Genomic DNA, 16,009 nt, shown 5'->3' on the forward strand with positions numbered 1-16,009 from the left:
TGCACAATGAATGGCAAAGAAACGCTTGTACCCGCACAAGAACTGGCCCTGAAAAATGGTGCACGCTATCCCAATGAGAGCGAAGAATATCGCAGTGCCCGCAATGCCCTGCTTGCCGAAGAGATCGAACTTCGCAGACATATTGAGCGCGTGGCGCAGCAACGCCGGGCATTGCCACCGGGTGGCGAAGTAATGGCGGCCTACAAATTTGAAGGAGAAAATGGGGCCGCGGAATTTGCTGACCTATTCGGCGATAAACAGACATTGATCGTTTACAGCTACATGTTCGGACCTCAACGACAGAGGCCCTGCCCGATGTGCACCTCGCTACTGTCTGCTTGGGATGGAGAGGCAAAGGACGTCGAACAGCGCGCCGCGCTTGCTGTTGTTGCGCGATCACCCATTGATCGGCTGAAAGCATTCAAGAATGAGCGCGGCTGGACGGGTCTGAATCTCTATACCGATCTGACGGGAGACTATAGCCGGGACTATGTAAGCGCTGAAGGCGATGATGATGCGGCCATCAACGTATTTACCCGGCGGGACGGCACAATCCGGCATTTCTGGAGCGGCGAGATGGGTGGAGCAACGGCCGATCCGGGACAGGATCCTCGTGGCGCGCCAGACCCGATGCCCCTTTGGACAATTCTCGACATGACGCCGGAAGGAAGAGGCAGCGACTGGTATCCCGAGCTGGATTACGGGGGCGTAAGGCCCGTTCCCGACCTTCTTAACCAAAGTTGAGCAACGCGAAGTACACCCAGCTGATAATGCGGGGAACATTCGCTGAAGCAGATCGTTATAGCTCGTGTCTTAAACAGGAGCATTTAACCATGGCGATATTTTCCAAGAACGCAGACGACATCCAGGGTGACGTAGAGGCGCAGATTGCTGCACTACGCAAGGAAATTTCAAAGATTTCTTCTAGTCTGTCGGATTTGGGCTCAGAGCGATTTGACGAGGTTAAGCGGGTCGCGGCCAAACAGGCGCGTTACGCTGCCGATACGGCAAAGCAAAACCCGGTTGCCACGCTTGCTATTGTCGCAGGTGCAGCATTGTTGATCGGTCTTTTTTCGCGTCGTTAATCTGAAGGATCAGCATGATGGACAATATAGCCGATACAATTCAGAGCGAGGCCGACAAGGCCCGCCTGAAAAGCGAGATCGCCCAGTTAAAGCGTGATCTTGCTGCGATTACGAAAACGCTGGCCGACAAGGGAGCCAAGGTTTTTGACGATCTTACGGAAGATGACGACGAGGACCATTCCTCCACCGCGCATATGATCAAGCGTCGAGGTATCCAAGCTGCCGGAGCAATCGGTCATCAGGCCAAACGCATTGGCGATATTCCGACCCAGAATTCGATTTCCACTTTGGTAATGATTGCCGGTCTCGGCGTTATCATCGGAATGCTGGCAGCCCGGCCTTAGCGCCGGGTTCTTTTAGTAGGCAAACTTGCTCTAACGCACCTGATCCAGCAGACGCTTGCATTCAAGAAGATCAAACAGAGTTTCCTGCAACAGGGCGCGATTATCCTTCGACAAGCGCTTGCCATCGGCAGCAACTGGCCCTTCATCGTCGGCTTTGATTAATCCAAAAAGGCGGCGCCCGTGCGGCGCTGCCTTGGGTGCGCCCATAACAGCTGCTTCTTCATCAGCGTCTGCCCTGCTCTGTTCTGCCGCCAAAGCTTCTTCCTGGCGGGCATGGGCCTGTTTTTGCTGGCTGATCGTTTCAGCTGCAGCAATGTCCCCACTGCCAAGAGCGATGATGAATTGCGTCCCATTCTCGCGCAAAAGGCGCTGGACACCCTTGATCGTATAGCCCTGATCATAAAGAAGATGACGGATGCCCTTGAGCAGGTCGACGTCCAGCGGACGGTAATAACGTCGTCCGCCGCCGCGCTTCATCGGCTTGATATGTGTAAATCTGGTTTCCCAAAATCGCAGGACGTGCTGCGGCAAGTCCAGATCTTCGGCAACTTCGCTGATGGTTCTAAATGCGTCGGGACTCTTGTCCATGATTTCACCTTGGAGCCAAAGCGTTACTGCATCCTTTATGCGCTATGCGCACGGCGCAGTAAGGAGAAATTCTGATTCGACGTGTATTTCAGCGGTTTATCAGTAATTTTTCAAGCTCAGTGCGAGACTGCCCACAGCAATCTCATCCAAGCACCCATGACAATACCGTCAGGACGATTTTTTCTTCCGGGTTTGATGCGAACGCAAAATGCGTTGCTTCAAAACATTGGACGCCTTGAACGTCATGACGCGACGCGGCAGGATCGGAACTTCCTCACCTGTTTTCGGGTTGCGCCCGATCCGTTCATTTTTGTCCCGGACCTGAAATGTCGCAAAAGATGACAATTTCACGGTCTCGCCGCGAACAATTGCATCACAAACCTCGTCAAGAATGGTCTCGACAAGTGACGCTGACTCGGTGCGTGAAAGCCCTACCTTGCGATAGACTGCTTCAGCCAGATCAGCGCGCGTAATGGTTTTACCCCCCATACGATCTCAAAGCTCTCGTTTATTGCAAAACTATCGGTGACAGCGGAAGTTATAGGATGAAAACTGATCGGGCAAGCAGGATGGGAAACTTCGTTACCTAATCTGCCGACCCAACCGGGTTGCTACCAACGTAGCAGAACTGCACCCCACGTAAAGCCCCCACCCATGGCTTCAAGCAGCACGACATCGCCCTCTTTGATTCGACCGTCCGCAACGGCCGTCTCAAGCGCTAAGGGTACTGAAGCAGCAGAGGTATTTCCGTGTTGGTCAACTGTTATGACAACCTTTTCGGAAGGCAAATCCAGCTTCTTTGCAGTCGCATCAATAATGCGCTTATTGGCCTGGTGTGGAACGAACCAATCAATATCCGCCGCCGTAATTCCAGCATCGGAAAGCGATGCTTCAATGACATCCGTAACCATGCCCACAGCGTGTTTGAAAACTTCGCGGCCTTCCATGCGCAGGTGCCCAACCGTCCCTGTCGAAGACGGTCCGCCGTCAACATACAGCTTTTGCTTATGGGAGCCATCCGAACGAAGATTGGCTGTCAGGACGCCACGATCAGACGTCAGGCCGCGCCCTTCATTGGCTTCAAGAATCAGCGCCCCGGCACCGTCACCAAACAAAACGCAGGTGGTGCGATCATTCCAGTCGAGAATGCGCGAGAATGTTTCAGCGCCAATCACAAGAACGCGTTTGGCCATACCGCCGCGAATATACAGATCAGCCGTCGTGACAGCGTAAACAAAACCAGAGCACACAGCCTGCATGTCGAAGGCAAACCCATGCGTCATGCCAAGCCGAGCCTGAATGTCCACTGCCGAGGCAGGAAACGTATTGTCCGGCGTCGACGTTGCCAGAATAATAAGATCGATGTCGTCGGGTGTCATTCCCGCATTATCAAGCGCGGCGCGCGCTGCTGCCTCGCCAAGCGATGCAGTTGTCTCACCTTCGCCCGCAATGTAGCGCTGGCGGATACCTGTCCGTTGTACGATCCATTCGTCGGTGGTTTCAACGACGCCTTCAAGATCGGCATTTTTTACGACACGTGTCGGCTTGGCCGAACCTATCCCTTTGACGACGGAGCGGATCATTTAATTTCCTGTTGGTCTGTTTCGACCTCAGCTTCCGTGTCACCCTCACCTTTGAATGCAACACCGACCGGGCTCTTGTGAAAGTGGCTGAGATCGGCTGCAATCTTGTCGAGCAACCCGTTCTTGGCCATGTCGTAACCTACATCTATGGCAGCAGCAAAGCCGAGGGCATCAGTGCCGCCATGGCTCTTGATAACAATTCCATTCAATCCGAGAAAGACGCCGCCATTGGTCTTGCGCGGGTCGAGCTTCTCCCGCAGGCGCTCAAATGCACCCTTGGCGAAAATATAACCGATCTTTGCCATCAGCGTACGGCTCATGGCTTCGCGGAGATACTGGGCAAACTGTTTTGCCGTGCCTTCCGCAGCTTTCAACGCGATATTGCCGGTAAAACCTTCGGTGACAACGACATCAACTGTGCCCTTGCCAATATCATCGCCTTCAACGAAGCCGTAATATTCCAGACTTGGCAGAGGAATTTCACGCAGGATGCGCGCTGCATCCTTCACATCATCCTGGCCCTTTATCTCTTCAACACCGACATTTAAAAGTCCAATCGTCGGGCGCTTGATCTCAAAGAGCGCGCGCGCCATGGCGGAACCCATAACGGCATAATCAACAAGCTGCTGAGCATCGGCACCAATGGTAGCACCGATATCCAGAACAATGCTTTCGCCGCGCAGCGTCGGCCAAATGCCCGCAATTGCCGGTCTTTCAACACTCGCCATAGTACGCAAGCAAAATTTCGACATGGCCATCAGCGCGCCTGTATTGCCTGCTGAAACGCACACATCCGACTCGCCCGTTTTAACCGCTTCAATCGAACGCCACATGGATGACTTCCAGCGGCCGTTACGCAAAGCCTGACTGGGCTTTTCATCCATACGCACTGACACGTCGCAATGGTGAAACGTAGACGCTTTGGACAAGGCCTCATGCTTTGCCAAGAGCGGCTGAACTTCTTCTTCTCGCCCGAAAATCACAAAGTGGATATCGGGGTGGCGCTCCAGCGCCGTCGCCATGCCGGGAACTACGATCTCAGGACCGAAATCGCCGCCCATGGCGTCAATAGAAATTCTAATCACTCTTGATTGTCCTGTCCTGTTCAGTTCTTAATGTTTTTTGAAAAGACTCGGCGAAAATAGCCATTTTGCTCGCAGACACAACCGGATTCTAACTACGCCGGCTTGCTGGGGAGAAATAATCGTCAACTTCTTCTCCTCACACCAGCACCAAATTGACATGCGGATGGGCAAACCCGTTACTCAGCCGCACAGATAATGCCTATCAGGTTTTCTGTTTCCAGTCCTTCAGGCCAGCAAATGGATTGACGGGCTTTTCATCGGCTCCTTCCGTACCAAATGTTACTTCCACTGGCGGGGCGGCTTCAGCCTCCTGCTTGCGCGGGTAAGGGTCGATTGCCAGCTCGAAAAACTCCTCGGCTATCGCTCCGGCATCCAGACTATCGCCAGAAAATGTCTCCGGTATGTCGGGACCATCGGCGCTGATGATGAGTTCACCATTCTCATCCAGCGGCAGGCGTGCCAGCCGTGAATCCTGTGGAACGAAGAGGCTATCGATCTCCGCATCGATTTTTGCATCGATAGGTTCGAGCGTCACGACACAGGATTGAACGATATCTGCCTTGACCGTGCCGCGGACACGGATGCCATCCTTCTTCCAAGGGATGATCTGCAAATCAGCCTTGAAGGATTTTACGTCTTCAAGCTCGTGAAAATCGCGCAATGCATCGCGCTCTTTAGTGTCTGCCTCGATTTTGATCGTCAGGCCTTTTTGCGGCAGCCGCTTGACCTGAACTGGAAAACTCAAAGCCCCATCCATTTTTCTAGTCATCTAGATTTCCTTATGCCTGCTGCTCGGACAGCGTAGTCGCGGCATCCGGGAATACCACTTTTCCGCTTGCCAGAACATCATCCGGCTGCGTTTCCAGCAGCAATACCACCTGTTCAACATAATTTGCCAGCGCCACACCGCCACTCCAATCAGCATTATCGGGACGGATATTTCGCGCCAAGGCAGTCGCCAATTCGGCCTGATCATTATTTCCAAGCGCCTTGTCGTAAGACTCAACGCGGCCATAAAACATCCGCGCAAGTTTCTTCATGCGTTTTGGCACACCGGAATCGCCGATTCCAAGTTCCCGCAAGGAGTGATCAACATCGCGGAAAAATTCATCCGTGACTTCCTGCCCGATTGATTTGAGAGCGTCACCCCTGCCCTTGATGCGCCGGATAAACAGAAAAATGTGCAAAGACAGCATTTCATATCGACCCAAGGGTGAATCCGGCACGTCAATATCCGAATAAAAATATGGCTGCCGCGCCGCTGCCACGATTGTTTCGTAGATGGCGATTGTTATCGCCTCATTTGCCTTGGCCTTGCGGCTGAATAAACTGAGAATCATTAATTAGGCTTTCGCTTGAACCGGGGACACAACACGAGTCGCGTGTTGCATCGGACTTCAAGGTGGTTTACCGAAGTTCTGCGGGCAGCGAAAGACTTGCGCCCACTTTGAAATGGAGATGTCGTTGCTGCAGCGGATTTTCAAGACCCATAGTTCACGCGGATATTTTCTCGCGGGAACTTTCGTTTTGGCTACAGGACTTGCCGGTTGCAATACCGCAAGCCTCAATCCTTCGGAAACATTGAGCCAAGGTTATGTTCTCGACGAGAAGGCGCTTGAGTTCGTTCCTGTCGGATCGAGCCGGGAACAAGTCGTTCTTTCGCTTGGCAGTCCGTCGACAACTGCGACCTTCGACAATGAAGTGTTCTACTATATTTCGCAAAAGCGGCAACGCAGCGTGGCCTTCCTGCAGCCCAAGGTTACCGACAGGCGCATCCTTGCTGTCTACTTCGACAAGGACAGCAGGGTTTCCAGCATAGCCAATTACGGCCTGCAAGATGGTAAGGTCTTCGACTTCATCAGCAGAACCACACCTACCGGTGGTAAAGACCTGACCTTCCTTGGCCAGTTGCTGCAAGGTGTAGGCAAAGCCCCGCCATCTCTTGGTGGCGGCGGACCAACCGGTCAATAAAGATTCGATCAATAAAAAACCCGCGAGAAACAAGTCTCTCGCGGGTTTTTTGTTGCTGGTATTTTGAAGCGGTTCAGAAATTTTGAAGCCGCTTCAATGCAAGTTATCCGTGCGCAAGCACCGCAAGCAAAAGCAAGGCCACGATATTGGTGATCTTGATTGCCGGATTAACGGCTGGACCGGCAGTATCCTTATAAGGATCGCCAACCGTGTCACCCGTTACCGATGCTTTGTGAGCATCGGAGCCCTTGAGATGGCGCACACCGTCCTTGTCAACAAAACCATCCTCAAAGGACTTCTTCGCATTATCCCAGGCACCACCACCGGAGGTCATCGAGATAGCAACGAAGATACCATTGATGATCACACCCAGAAGCGAGGCGCCAAGCGCAGCAAAGGCAGAGGCCTTTGAGCCGGAAATGAGCAGCACGCCGAAATAAACGACGAGCGGCGCAAGAACCGGCAGGAGTGACGGGATCACCATTTCCTTGATGGCAGCACGCGTCAGGATATCCACCGCGCGGGCGTAATCCGGTCGCTCTGTGCCTGCCATGATGCCGGGCTTTTCGCGGAACTGGCGGCGAACCTCTTCAACAACAGAACCCGCTGCACGACCAACGGCCGTCATTGCGATACCGCCGAAGAGATAGGGGATAAGACCGCCAAAGATCAGTCCAGCGACGACATAGGGATTGGACAGTTCGAACGACACTGCGCCAATCCCCTTGAAGTAGGAGAACGCCGTAGCGCCTGCCTTGTCGGCCTCCGCAATGAAAAACTTCAAATCATTGGAATAGGCAGCGAAGAGAACAAGCGCACCAAGACCCGCAGAGCCAATGGCATAGCCCTTGGTCACGGCCTTGGTGGTATTGCCGACCGCATCGAGCGCGTCAGTGGATTTGCGGACTTCCGGGTCAAGACCCGCCATTTCGGCAATACCACCGGCATTGTCGGTGACAGGACCAAATGCATCCAGCGCAACGATCATGCCAGCGATGCCGAGCATGGCAGTGACGGCAATGCCTGTGCCAAACAGACCAGCCAGCTGATAGGTCCAGATGATGCCGCCAACAATAACCAATGCAGGCAGGGCGGTCGATTCAAGCGATACGGCAAGCCCTTGGATCACGTTCGTTCCGTGACCTGTAACTGAAGCCTGAGCGATCGAATTGACCGGGCGCTTGTTTGTGCCGGTGTAATATTCCGTAATCACCACGATCAACGCCGTCACGACCAGACCGAGAATGCCGCAATAGAACAGATTGAGACCAGTGATACTCTGACCATCAACTGTACCGATCTCCCCCCAACCGATTGTTGCCCAGGTTGCCAGGGCAAGACCAACGATCGACAGAAGCCCTGTCACGATCAGGCCCTTATACAAGGCGCCCATGATGGAGTTGTTAGCACCAAGCTTGACGAAGAAAGTGCCCGCAATCGAAGTGAGAATGCAAGCACCGCAGATTGCCAGCGGATAGAGCATGACGTTGCTCAATACGGGCGTTGCAGCAAAGAAGATCGCGCCAAGAACCATTGTCGCAACAATCGTCACCGCATAGGTTTCGAACAGATCCGCAGCCATGCCAGCGCAATCGCCAACATTATCACCAACATTGTCCGCAATCGTTGCAGGGTTGCGCGGGTCATCTTCGGGAATACCAGCTTCCACCTTGCCGACGAGATCACCGCCAACATCCGCACCCTTGGTGAAGATACCGCCGCCAAGACGCGCAAAAATGGAAATAAGCGAAGCACCGAAGCCAAGTGATACCAGCGCATCAATGACTGTGCGGTCTGCTGGAGAATAGCCGAGAAGACCGGTGAGCACCCAATAATAGACAGCGACACCAAGCAAGGCGAGGCCAGCAACCAACATGCCGGTAATGGCACCGGACTTGAACGCAATCTCAAGTCCCGCAGCCAGACTGCGCGAGGCTGCCTGTGCCGTGCGCACATTGGCGCGAACCGAGACATGCATGCCTATAAAGCCTGCCAAACCCGAGAGGACCGCTCCAATGAGAAAACCAATAGCCGCAGTGCCCGTAAGCAGGAACCAGACGGCGATGAATACAACCACGCCGACTATGGCTATCGTGGTATATTGACGTGTGAGATATGCCTGTGCGCCTTCTCGAATTGCACCGGCGATTTCTTGCATGCGCGCATTACCCTGGTCCGCAGCAAGCACCGATTTGGTAGCTAGAACTGCATAGACGATGGACAGCAGACCGCAGGCAATGACCAGAAACAGTATTGTCATGCCACTCCCTCAGATTTGACCGGAAAACCCCTCCCCGGGTCAGGTTCAGTACGGCACACGCAGCTGCCAGGCCGGCAGAAACGCGACCGCATGTATAAGGAGTAACGAAGCAAATGCGAAAACGTCAAGGTCTTTCGTATTCAGATCAAAACGATAGACCAAAGTAGGGATTGCCGACAGGGCAATGGCGAGCCAATGTTACTCCTGCCAGCGATCAGGAAAGACAGCGAGTGGACGCGATTTACAATGAACGGATCAAACTATTTGCAACATTCCTGAATAGCGTGGGTATTGCAATATTCGCGGTTGGAGGATTAGCGCCCTTGATCACGAGCTTTAACGGGCAGACAGGCCCAACATTATTTATCTCTTTTATGAGTGCCGTTTGTTTTCTTACCGCTATTGCATTACATTATATAGCAAGCCGTTTCCTGAAGGATGAAGCAATGACGACCCTTCAAATGATCTCATTTATGGTTATGCCTGCGGCAGGTCTGTTGCTCGCTGGAGCTGTTCTTTTTTATGACTTGAAATATCCAGCAAAGCACAAGCACCGCCACAACATAAAATAGTCAGCGCTTCGGGCCTTTGACGCCTTTGCTCTCACCGCGAAGCTCAAAAGCCAAACGATCAAGTACAGCATTAACCAGCTTCGGCTCGTCCTCCGAATAGAACGCCTTGGCGATATCTACATATTCGGAGACAATAACAGCAGTCGGCACGTCGGCTTTGCCGCGAAGTTCCCAAATCCCTGCACGCAATATGGCGCGCAATGTCGAATCGAGGCGCGATAGCGGCCAATCCTCAGTCAGGGCCTGCCGGATCATCGGGTCGAGCACAGTCTGATCAGCCACAACGCCGGATACAATGCCTCTGAACCATTGCGGATCAGCATCCAGATATTGCTTGCCGTCCACTTCCTTGCCCAGCCGATGCGCTTCATATTCAGCAACGACTTCCAGCACGCCGGTTCCGGCGACATCCATCTGATAAAGAGCCTGCACAGCAGCCAGCCGCGCTACGCCACGTTTGTTTGCGGTCTTGACCGCCGGGGTCTGTCCATCGTTAGAATTGACCATGGTTCAGGCTCCGAGCTTATCCTTGAGGGCGATCATTGTCAGCGCTGCACGGGCAGCAAAGCCACCCTTATCCTTGTCTTCGCGCCGCGCACGAACCCAAGCCTGTTCCTCACTTTCAACAGTGAGAATTCCATTGCCGATGGCAATGCTTTCAGCCACGGCCAGATCCATCAAAGCGCGGCATGACTCGTTGGCAACAATATCGAAATGATAGGTCTCACCGCGAATGACTGTGCCAAGGGCAACAAAGCCATCATATTTCTTGCCGCCATCCTCAGCACCATCAAGGGCAAACGAAATGACGGCAGGCACTTCAAGCGCACCTGGAACAGTTACAACATCATAAGTCGCATTGGCTTCATCCAGCGCAATCTTGGCGCCGTTGAGCAGTGCATCGGACAGTTCGTCATAGAAACGTGCTTCCACAATCAACAGATGTGGCGCACGCGCCTTGTTTTTGGACATGCTGGCTCCAGGAAATTTTGGTCGGCTAAGGCCGTTTGTGTCGTCCCAGATCGCTATACGCCCTTACGGGCGCAAAGTGGCGATCTGGCTTTTATTATTGCATCGGGTTATCCGAAAACCGGATTCCACTTTTCGGTTCGATGCTTTAGGCTGATTTCGGATATTCCGCAAGTCGCGCAGCATATCGAGCCATCTGATCAATTTCGATGTTGATCCTGTCTCCGACCTTGCGATCGCCCCAAGTGGTTACTTCAAGCGAGTGACGAATGAGGAGAACGTCAAATTCATTGCCATTCACCGCGTTGACTGTCAGCGACGTGCCGTCGAGCGCCACAGAGCCTTTTGGCGCAATGAAGCGTGCAAGATGTTCCGGCACACGCAAGGTAAAGCGAACGGCATCGCCCTCCTCTTCGCGCTTGATCAGGTCTGCCATTGCATCGACATGACCGGAAACGAGATGCCCGCCCATTTCATCACCCAGTTTCAGTGAGCGTTCAAGATTGATCCGTGTGCCAGCCTTCCAATCGGCAATGCTGGTCAGGCGCAGTGCTTCTTCCCACGCTTCAACCTCAAACCAGCGGGCATTGGAGCCCTTTTCCGGCAATGTTGTTACAGTCAGGCAAACACCCGAGCAGGAAATGGATGCACCGATTTCAATTGTCTCGGGGTCGTAATTGGTCTCGACGCGCAGCAACACACCTTCATTCAGCCGCTTGATCTGTCCGACCCTGCCAATATCTGTAACAATCCCCGTGAACATTCGCGGCTCCTTAAAGCGGTCTTACATATTCGCTGTAACGATCATCGCCAAAGCGGGATTCGTATAACAGCTTGAATTCATGAGCCATATGGGAGTGCAGATCGGGGGCCGCAACCCCACCCTCGCCGATCTCCACCGGACCTTCAAACAGCACAATGCGGTCAACCAATTTTTCTTCGAGGAACGAGGCGGCCACCACGGCCCCGCCTTCAACGATCAATGTTGAGATGCCTTGTGCGGCAAGATCATCCATCAGTTCGGGAAGTGCTGTCGTTCCGCAATCGGTTTCAGTGGCTAAAATTCTGCATCCTGCTGCAATAAGCGCCTGCCGTTTGGCCGGGTCTGCATCTGCGCTGGCGGCAATCCACACCGGGACAGTTGTGGCCGTTTTAACCAACTCACTGTCCATCGGTATCCGCAGCTGGCTGTCGAGAACAATCCGGATTGGCGAGCGTTGCTCAAGACCCGCCAAACGGCACGTCAGTTGCGGGTCATCAGCGAGCACCGTTCCAATGCCGACCAGGATCGCGTCAGTTTCTGCGCGCATGACATGCGCCTGCGCTCTCGATACGGGACCGCTGATCGCTATCTGTCCCTCGCCTTGCCTGCCAATGAAGCCATCGGTAGAAAGTCCAAGTTTTAGAGTCACTTCCGGGCGTTTTTTGGAAGATCGAATCAAATAGCCTGCCAACTCATCGGCTGCTTCTTCGGCAAGCACACCTGTTACCAACTCAATGCCTGCGTCACGCAAAATAGCATAGCCTTTGCCGGCTACCCGCTCGTCCGGATCACTTGCCGCCGACACGACGCGGGCTATACCCGCAGTGACCAGCGCATTGGCACAGGGCGGCGTTTTGCCATGATGCGCACAGGGCTCAAGCGTAACATAAGCAGTCGCGCCGCGTGCAAGATCCCCTGCCTCAAGCAATGCCTGCGTTTCCGCGTGAGGACGCCCGCCGATTGCCGTCACACCGCGGCCGACAATGATATCATCCTTGACGATGAGCGTGGCAACAGAAGGATTGGTGCCTGTTAGCCCATGATGGCGGCGCGAAAACCGAATGGCAGCGGCCATATAGCGGCGATCAAGTGCGGATGCTGCCATCTGAATCAATCGTCCTCAATCGGCCCGGTAGCGATGTCGCTTGCTGTGATTTCATCAATGACATCATGGAAGTCTTTGGCTTCGCTGAAGTTGCGATAAACCGAGGCAAAGCGGATATAGGCAATATCGTCAATGCCTTTGAGGGCGTCCATGACGAGCCGGCCAATCTCGTCGGAACTGACCTCAGGTTCGCCAGAACTTTCCAGTTGGCGCACGATACCGGACACGGCGCGTTCAACCCGCTCCTGATCGACCTCACGCTTGCGCAAAGCGACCTCAACGGAACGCATCAGCTTGTCGCGGTCGAAAGGCACGCGACGGCCACTTTTCTTGATGACCAGAAGATCGCGCAGTTGCACGCGTTCGAATGTTGTAAACCGTCCACCGCACACGGTGCAAATGCGGCGCCTGCGAATGACCGCACCGTCCTCGGCGGGACGCGAATCTTTCACCTGGGTGTCTTCAGACTGGCAATATGGACAACGCATCGAGGAACTTTCCGAAGATGATTCTGAGATCACCGCGAAGATAGTGTTTTTCGAAGCGAGATTAAAGCGTCGCTACATTCATAATCATAAAGTACCCTTCTCTCCGTCATCCTCGGTCCTCGGGTCAAACCCGAGGATGACGGAAGAGTGGTTGCTTAACCCAGATAAGAATACATGGGGAAGCGGTCGGTCAGCGTGATAACCTTCTGCTGCACTGCCTTTTCTACGGCGGCATTGCCCTCATCGGAATTGGCGACTTTCAACCCGTCAAGAACTTCGGTGATGAGATTGCCGATTTCAGTGAACTCTGCCGCGCCAAATCCGCGCGTTGTGCCGGCGGGTGTTCCAAGACGGACACCGGAGGTGACAAATGGCTTTTCCGGATCGAAAGGAATGCCGTTCTTGTTGCACGTGATATTCGCGCGGCCGAGAGCCTGTTCGGCGCGCTTGCCCGTTGCATTCTTCGGACGCAGATCGACAAGCATCAGATGATTATCTGTACCGCCGGAGACGATATTGAGGCCATTCTTTTTCAAGGTTGCGGCCAATGTTTTGGCATTGTCGGCAACGTTCTGTGCGTAGACTTTGAATTCCGGCTTGAGTGCTTCGCCGAAGGCAACGGCCTTTGCAGCGATGACATGCATCAATGGGCCGCCCTGCAAGCCGGGGAATACGGCTGAATTCATCTTCTTTGCAATACCCTCGTCATTGGTGAGGATCATGCCGCCGCGAGGACCACGCAATGATTTATGCGTGGTGGTGGTGACCACATGCGCATGCGGCACAGGTGAAGGGTGAACACCAGCGGCAACCAGACCGGCAATATGGGCCATATCAACCATTAGATAGGCGCCGACGCTATCGGCGATTTTGCGGAACCGCTCCCAATCCCAAACGCGGGAATAGGCAGTGCCGCCCGCCAGGATCAGCTTCGGCTTGGTTTCCAGCGCTTGCTTTTCAATGGCATCCATATCAAGCAGGTGATCGTCCTCGCGGACGCCATAGGAAACAACCTTGAACCATTTACCGGACATATTAACCGGCGAGCCATGGGTCAGGTGACCGCCGGAATTGAGGTCAAGGCCCATAAATGTATCGCCGGGCTGCAACAGAGCCAGAAACACGGCCTGATTCATCTGGCTGCCGGAATTGGGCTGCACATTGGCAAAGTCGCAGCTGAACAGCTTCTTGGCACGCTCAATCGCGAGTTCTTCAGCAATATCAACGAACTGACAGCCGCCATAATAACGCTTGCCCGGATAGCCTTCGGCATATTTATTGGTCATGATCGAACCCTGCGCTTCAAGCACAGCGCGCGAGACAATATTTTCTGATGCAATCAATTCAATTTCATGGCGCTGACGGCCCAGCTCTTTGCGGATCGAGCTGAAAATTTCCGGATCGATATCTTCGAGCGATGCGTTAAAAAAAGTATCTGCATTCGACATGGTGCCTGAACCCTCATTTGCCATTTGGATAGTGGTGGGTAGTTGGCGCGCATTATCATACTTAAATGGCCAAGGCCAATGGCCGATGGGCGAAAACCAATGGTTTGAAACCGCCATCATGCAAAAGGCCGCTTGGATGCGGCCTTTTGCAACTTTTCATTGAAAACTTCGATCAGGTGTTGGTGCCAATCGACAGGGCAGCCTGTCCATCCATCTCGTAAATATCATCACGCAGATGAACAACACCATCGCCCGTCGACCAAGCCGAAACATAGACGAAATGCACTGGAACAGGATTGGTCACGGAAATCGGTGTGTTAACCCGGGAGGCGATCGTCGCCTCCATTGTCTGGCGGTCCCAGCCGGGCGTGTCACGCAACAGCCAGACATTGAGATCGCGTACGTTCTGAATACGAACACAGCCGGACGAGTCGAAACGCATCAGCTTGTTAAACAGGCCCTGCGATGGCGTGTCATGCATGTAAACGGCATGGGGATTAACGAAGTTGATCTTGGTCGAGGACATGGCATTGATCTTGCCGGGGTCCTGACGGAACATCAGCTTGACGGCATCGTCGGTCGACCAATCGACGCTCTCCGGCGACACTTCCTCGCGGGTGCGCTCATCGAAAAGGCGAATCTTGTTCTTCTCCAGATAAGTCGGATCCTTTCGCATCAGCGGAATGATATCCTTCTGGATGATCGACTTTGGCGCGGTCCAGTATGGATTGAGGATAACCTCGTGGATCTTGGAGTCGAGGATCGGCGTCTGGCGGTCAATCTTGCCAACAATAGCGGTGTGACGCTGGACAACGCGGCCAGCCTCAACCGCTTCAATTTGCGCGGCCGGAATATTGACCATGACGTAGCGGGCGCCCAGATCTTCGGAAGCAAGCTTGCGAACACGCTCAAGATTTGTCTGCAGCTGACCAAGACGAACATCAGGTGTGACATTCATCGCTGCGAGCGAATATTGGCCCATGACGCCATCCGCTGGCAGGCCATGACGTGACTGAAAGCGTTTGACTGCCGCATCGACATAAGTGTCGAAGGAATTGGAAATGCCGGCGCTCTGCGAAAGATCACCTGCAATGATCAAACGCTTGCGCATGACCGAAACCGCAGGATCAACCACGCCGAGTTTCATTTTCACATTGCCGGGGACCATTGGCCAACCACCATTGCTGACAATCTGGCTATAGGTGTTGATGGCATTCTCGATATAAAAAACCGTTTCAGGGCTGGCAATCGGCTGGAAGCTTGCAACCTTGCCACGGCTTGTCGAGCGCGCATCAAACTGGTCATCCCAGTTGCCACGCCTGGGAGAGGCAAGGATGTCGCTGATGTCGGATTGTTGTGCGAAGGCGGACGAGGTAACGGCCGCCATGCCTGCTGTCGCGACACCGGTCAAAAATGCGCGGCGGTCCAGCGCTGACGATCCAAATTTTTTCATGTTCTTGTCCAACCTGTTGGAAGCTTAGCAGTCAAGCTGCTCACAGCAATGCGCACGAGCAGATATGGTTTCCAAAAAAATATCAGGAACATCGTTAATAAACATCAACTTTCCGCGAAGTATAGCGTGATTGTGATGATTACGCGATACGCGCCCCTTGAGGCGATGACGATGCTGCACTGACGTAAAGTATTGGATCGTGCAGTTGCATTCCATTATGGCAGATTAATGACTTGGGTGGAGCGGTCATTCAGACACAAAGCATCCCCTACCCGTACCAAAGTCGAATTGACGC

At 53.6% G+C, this 16,009-nt stretch carries 19 protein-coding genes; 5 read left to right on the plus strand and 14 right to left on the minus strand.

Annotation, left to right across the window (positions count from 1 at the left end; genetic code table 11):
- The first annotated feature begins 6 nt into the window (after window positions 1-6).
- The 3 genes from ACYJL1_RS13170 to ACYJL1_RS13180 all read left to right on the plus strand — a co-directional run bounded on the left by ACYJL1_RS13170 (window position 7) and on the right by ACYJL1_RS13180 (window position 1,429).
- Complete coding sequence (locus tag ACYJL1_RS13170; protein ID WP_460895802.1) at window positions 7-744, plus strand: DUF899 family protein; 738 nt, start codon at window positions 7-9, stop codon at window positions 742-744.
- Between the two features lie 89 nt (window positions 745-833).
- Window positions 834-1,085, plus strand: coding sequence for a hypothetical protein (locus ACYJL1_RS13175; RefSeq protein ID WP_460895803.1), 252 nt, complete (start codon window positions 834-836; stop codon window positions 1,083-1,085).
- 14 nt (window positions 1,086-1,099) lie between these two features.
- The gene (locus ACYJL1_RS13180) at window positions 1,100-1,429 is read left to right on the plus strand and encodes a hypothetical protein (RefSeq protein ID WP_460895804.1); all 330 of its coding nucleotides are present in this window, start codon (window positions 1,100-1,102) and stop codon (window positions 1,427-1,429) included.
- Between the two features lie 30 nt (window positions 1,430-1,459).
- Here ACYJL1_RS13180 and ACYJL1_RS13185 read toward each other — a convergent pair whose 3' ends face one another.
- The 6 genes from ACYJL1_RS13185 to ACYJL1_RS13210 form a co-directional block, all read right to left on the minus strand.
- Complete coding sequence (locus ACYJL1_RS13185; protein WP_460895805.1) at window positions 1,460-2,017, minus strand: MerR family transcriptional regulator; 558 nt, start codon at window positions 2,015-2,017, stop codon at window positions 1,460-1,462.
- A gap of 168 nt (window positions 2,018-2,185) precedes the next feature.
- Window positions 2,186-2,506 carry an integration host factor subunit alpha gene (locus ACYJL1_RS13190; protein WP_460895806.1) on the minus strand — a complete coding sequence of 107 codons (321 nt, stop codon included), beginning with the start codon at window positions 2,504-2,506 and terminating at the stop codon, window positions 2,186-2,188.
- A 122-nt stretch (window positions 2,507-2,628) separates the two neighbouring features.
- Window positions 2,629-3,600: a beta-ketoacyl-ACP synthase III gene (locus tag ACYJL1_RS13195; protein ID WP_460895807.1), complete on the minus strand. Its 972-nt coding sequence runs from the start codon at window positions 3,598-3,600 to the stop codon at window positions 2,629-2,631.
- Window positions 3,597-4,685, minus strand: a complete 1,089-nt coding sequence (gene plsX, locus ACYJL1_RS13200; protein ID WP_460895808.1) for a phosphate acyltransferase PlsX — start codon at window positions 4,683-4,685, stop codon at window positions 3,597-3,599. Before plsX ends, ACYJL1_RS13195 begins: the two co-directional genes overlap by 4 nt.
- A gap of 202 nt (window positions 4,686-4,887) precedes the next feature.
- On the minus strand, window positions 4,888-5,454 hold the full coding sequence (locus ACYJL1_RS13205; protein ID WP_460895809.1) for a YceD family protein: 567 nt from the start codon (window positions 5,452-5,454) through the stop codon (window positions 4,888-4,890).
- A gap of 10 nt (window positions 5,455-5,464) precedes the next feature.
- A complete protein-coding gene (locus ACYJL1_RS13210; RefSeq protein ID WP_460895810.1) occupies window positions 5,465-6,025 on the minus strand; it encodes a ubiquinol-cytochrome C chaperone family protein in 561 nt (186 codons plus the stop codon).
- A gap of 124 nt (window positions 6,026-6,149) precedes the next feature.
- On the opposite strand from ACYJL1_RS13210, the gene ACYJL1_RS13215 reads away from it, so the two are divergent.
- Entirely contained in the window at window positions 6,150-6,656 is a 507-nt protein-coding gene (locus tag ACYJL1_RS13215; protein WP_460895811.1) for an outer membrane protein assembly factor BamE, read from the plus strand.
- Between the two features lie 103 nt (window positions 6,657-6,759).
- Here ACYJL1_RS13215 and ACYJL1_RS13220 read toward each other — a convergent pair whose 3' ends face one another.
- Window positions 6,760-8,916: a sodium-translocating pyrophosphatase gene (locus tag ACYJL1_RS13220; protein ID WP_460895812.1), complete on the minus strand. Its 2,157-nt coding sequence runs from the start codon at window positions 8,914-8,916 to the stop codon at window positions 6,760-6,762.
- Window positions 8,917-9,146: 230 nt separating this feature from the next.
- On the opposite strand from ACYJL1_RS13220, the gene ACYJL1_RS13225 reads away from it, so the two are divergent.
- Window positions 9,147-9,488 (plus strand): hypothetical protein, encoded by a 342-nt coding sequence (locus tag ACYJL1_RS13225; RefSeq protein ID WP_460895813.1) that lies wholly within the window; start codon window positions 9,147-9,149, stop codon window positions 9,486-9,488.
- Here ACYJL1_RS13225 and nusB read toward each other — a convergent pair whose 3' ends face one another.
- The 7 genes from nusB to ACYJL1_RS13260 all read right to left on the minus strand — a co-directional run bounded on the left by nusB (window position 9,489) and on the right by ACYJL1_RS13260 (window position 15,726).
- On the minus strand, window positions 9,489-9,995 hold the full coding sequence (gene nusB, locus ACYJL1_RS13230; protein ID WP_460895814.1) for a transcription antitermination factor NusB: 507 nt from the start codon (window positions 9,993-9,995) through the stop codon (window positions 9,489-9,491).
- Window positions 9,996-9,998: 3 nt separating this feature from the next.
- The gene (gene ribH / locus ACYJL1_RS13235) at window positions 9,999-10,460 is read right to left on the minus strand and encodes a 6,7-dimethyl-8-ribityllumazine synthase (protein ID WP_460895815.1); all 462 of its coding nucleotides are present in this window, start codon (window positions 10,458-10,460) and stop codon (window positions 9,999-10,001) included.
- A 145-nt stretch (window positions 10,461-10,605) separates the two neighbouring features.
- Window positions 10,606-11,220, minus strand: a complete 615-nt coding sequence (locus ACYJL1_RS13240) for a riboflavin synthase (RefSeq protein WP_460895816.1) — start codon at window positions 11,218-11,220, stop codon at window positions 10,606-10,608.
- Window positions 11,221-11,230: 10 nt separating this feature from the next.
- Window positions 11,231-12,325 (minus strand): bifunctional diaminohydroxyphosphoribosylaminopyrimidine deaminase/5-amino-6-(5-phosphoribosylamino)uracil reductase RibD, encoded by a 1,095-nt coding sequence (gene ribD, locus ACYJL1_RS13245; RefSeq protein WP_460895817.1) that lies wholly within the window; start codon window positions 12,323-12,325, stop codon window positions 11,231-11,233.
- A gap of 5 nt (window positions 12,326-12,330) precedes the next feature.
- Window positions 12,331-12,813, minus strand: a complete 483-nt coding sequence (gene nrdR, locus ACYJL1_RS13250) for a transcriptional regulator NrdR (protein WP_460895818.1) — start codon at window positions 12,811-12,813, stop codon at window positions 12,331-12,333.
- A gap of 155 nt (window positions 12,814-12,968) precedes the next feature.
- Window positions 12,969-14,261 (minus strand): serine hydroxymethyltransferase, encoded by a 1,293-nt coding sequence (gene glyA, locus ACYJL1_RS13255; protein ID WP_460895819.1) that lies wholly within the window; start codon window positions 14,259-14,261, stop codon window positions 12,969-12,971.
- Window positions 14,262-14,433: 172 nt separating this feature from the next.
- Complete coding sequence (locus ACYJL1_RS13260; protein ID WP_460895820.1) at window positions 14,434-15,726, minus strand: L,D-transpeptidase family protein; 1,293 nt, start codon at window positions 15,724-15,726, stop codon at window positions 14,434-14,436.
- Between the last annotated feature and the right edge of the window lie 283 nt (window positions 15,727-16,009).

The organism is Phyllobacterium sp. K27, from assembly GCF_054796155.1.

What these genes read in the sequence shown, in the direction of transcription:
- ACYJL1_RS13170 (WP_460895802.1), top strand. Translation starts at nt 7, where the DNA reads ATGAATGGCAAAGAAACGCTTGTACCCGCACAAGAACTGGCCCTGAAA.
- ACYJL1_RS13175 (WP_460895803.1), top strand. Translation starts at nt 834, where the DNA reads ATGGCGATATTTTCCAAGAACGCAGACGACATCCAGGGTGACGTAGAG.
- ACYJL1_RS13180 (WP_460895804.1), top strand. Translation starts at nt 1,100, where the DNA reads ATGATGGACAATATAGCCGATACAATTCAGAGCGAGGCCGACAAGGCC.
- ACYJL1_RS13185 (WP_460895805.1), bottom strand. Translation starts at nt 2,017, where the DNA reads ATGGACAAGAGTCCCGACGCATTTAGAACCATCAGCGAAGTTGCCGAA.
- ACYJL1_RS13190 (WP_460895806.1), bottom strand. Translation starts at nt 2,506, where the DNA reads ATGGGGGGTAAAACCATTACGCGCGCTGATCTGGCTGAAGCAGTCTAT.
- ACYJL1_RS13195 (WP_460895807.1), bottom strand. Translation starts at nt 3,600, where the DNA reads ATGATCCGCTCCGTCGTCAAAGGGATAGGTTCGGCCAAGCCGACACGT.
- ACYJL1_RS13205 (WP_460895809.1), bottom strand. Translation starts at nt 5,454, where the DNA reads ATGACTAGAAAAATGGATGGGGCTTTGAGTTTTCCAGTTCAGGTCAAG.
- ACYJL1_RS13210 (WP_460895810.1), bottom strand. Translation starts at nt 6,025, where the DNA reads ATGATTCTCAGTTTATTCAGCCGCAAGGCCAAGGCAAATGAGGCGATA.
- ACYJL1_RS13220 (WP_460895812.1), bottom strand. Translation starts at nt 8,916, where the DNA reads ATGACAATACTGTTTCTGGTCATTGCCTGCGGTCTGCTGTCCATCGTC.
- nusB (WP_460895814.1), bottom strand. Translation starts at nt 9,995, where the DNA reads ATGGTCAATTCTAACGATGGACAGACCCCGGCGGTCAAGACCGCAAAC.
- ribH (WP_460895815.1), bottom strand. Translation starts at nt 10,460, where the DNA reads ATGTCCAAAAACAAGGCGCGTGCGCCACATCTGTTGATTGTGGAAGCA.
- ACYJL1_RS13240 (WP_460895816.1), bottom strand. Translation starts at nt 11,220, where the DNA reads ATGTTCACGGGGATTGTTACAGATATTGGCAGGGTCGGACAGATCAAG.
- ribD (WP_460895817.1), bottom strand. Translation starts at nt 12,325, where the DNA reads ATGGCAGCATCCGCACTTGATCGCCGCTATATGGCCGCTGCCATTCGG.
- nrdR (WP_460895818.1), bottom strand. Translation starts at nt 12,813, where the DNA reads ATGCGTTGTCCATATTGCCAGTCTGAAGACACCCAGGTGAAAGATTCG.
- glyA (WP_460895819.1), bottom strand. Translation starts at nt 14,261, where the DNA reads ATGTCGAATGCAGATACTTTTTTTAACGCATCGCTCGAAGATATCGAT.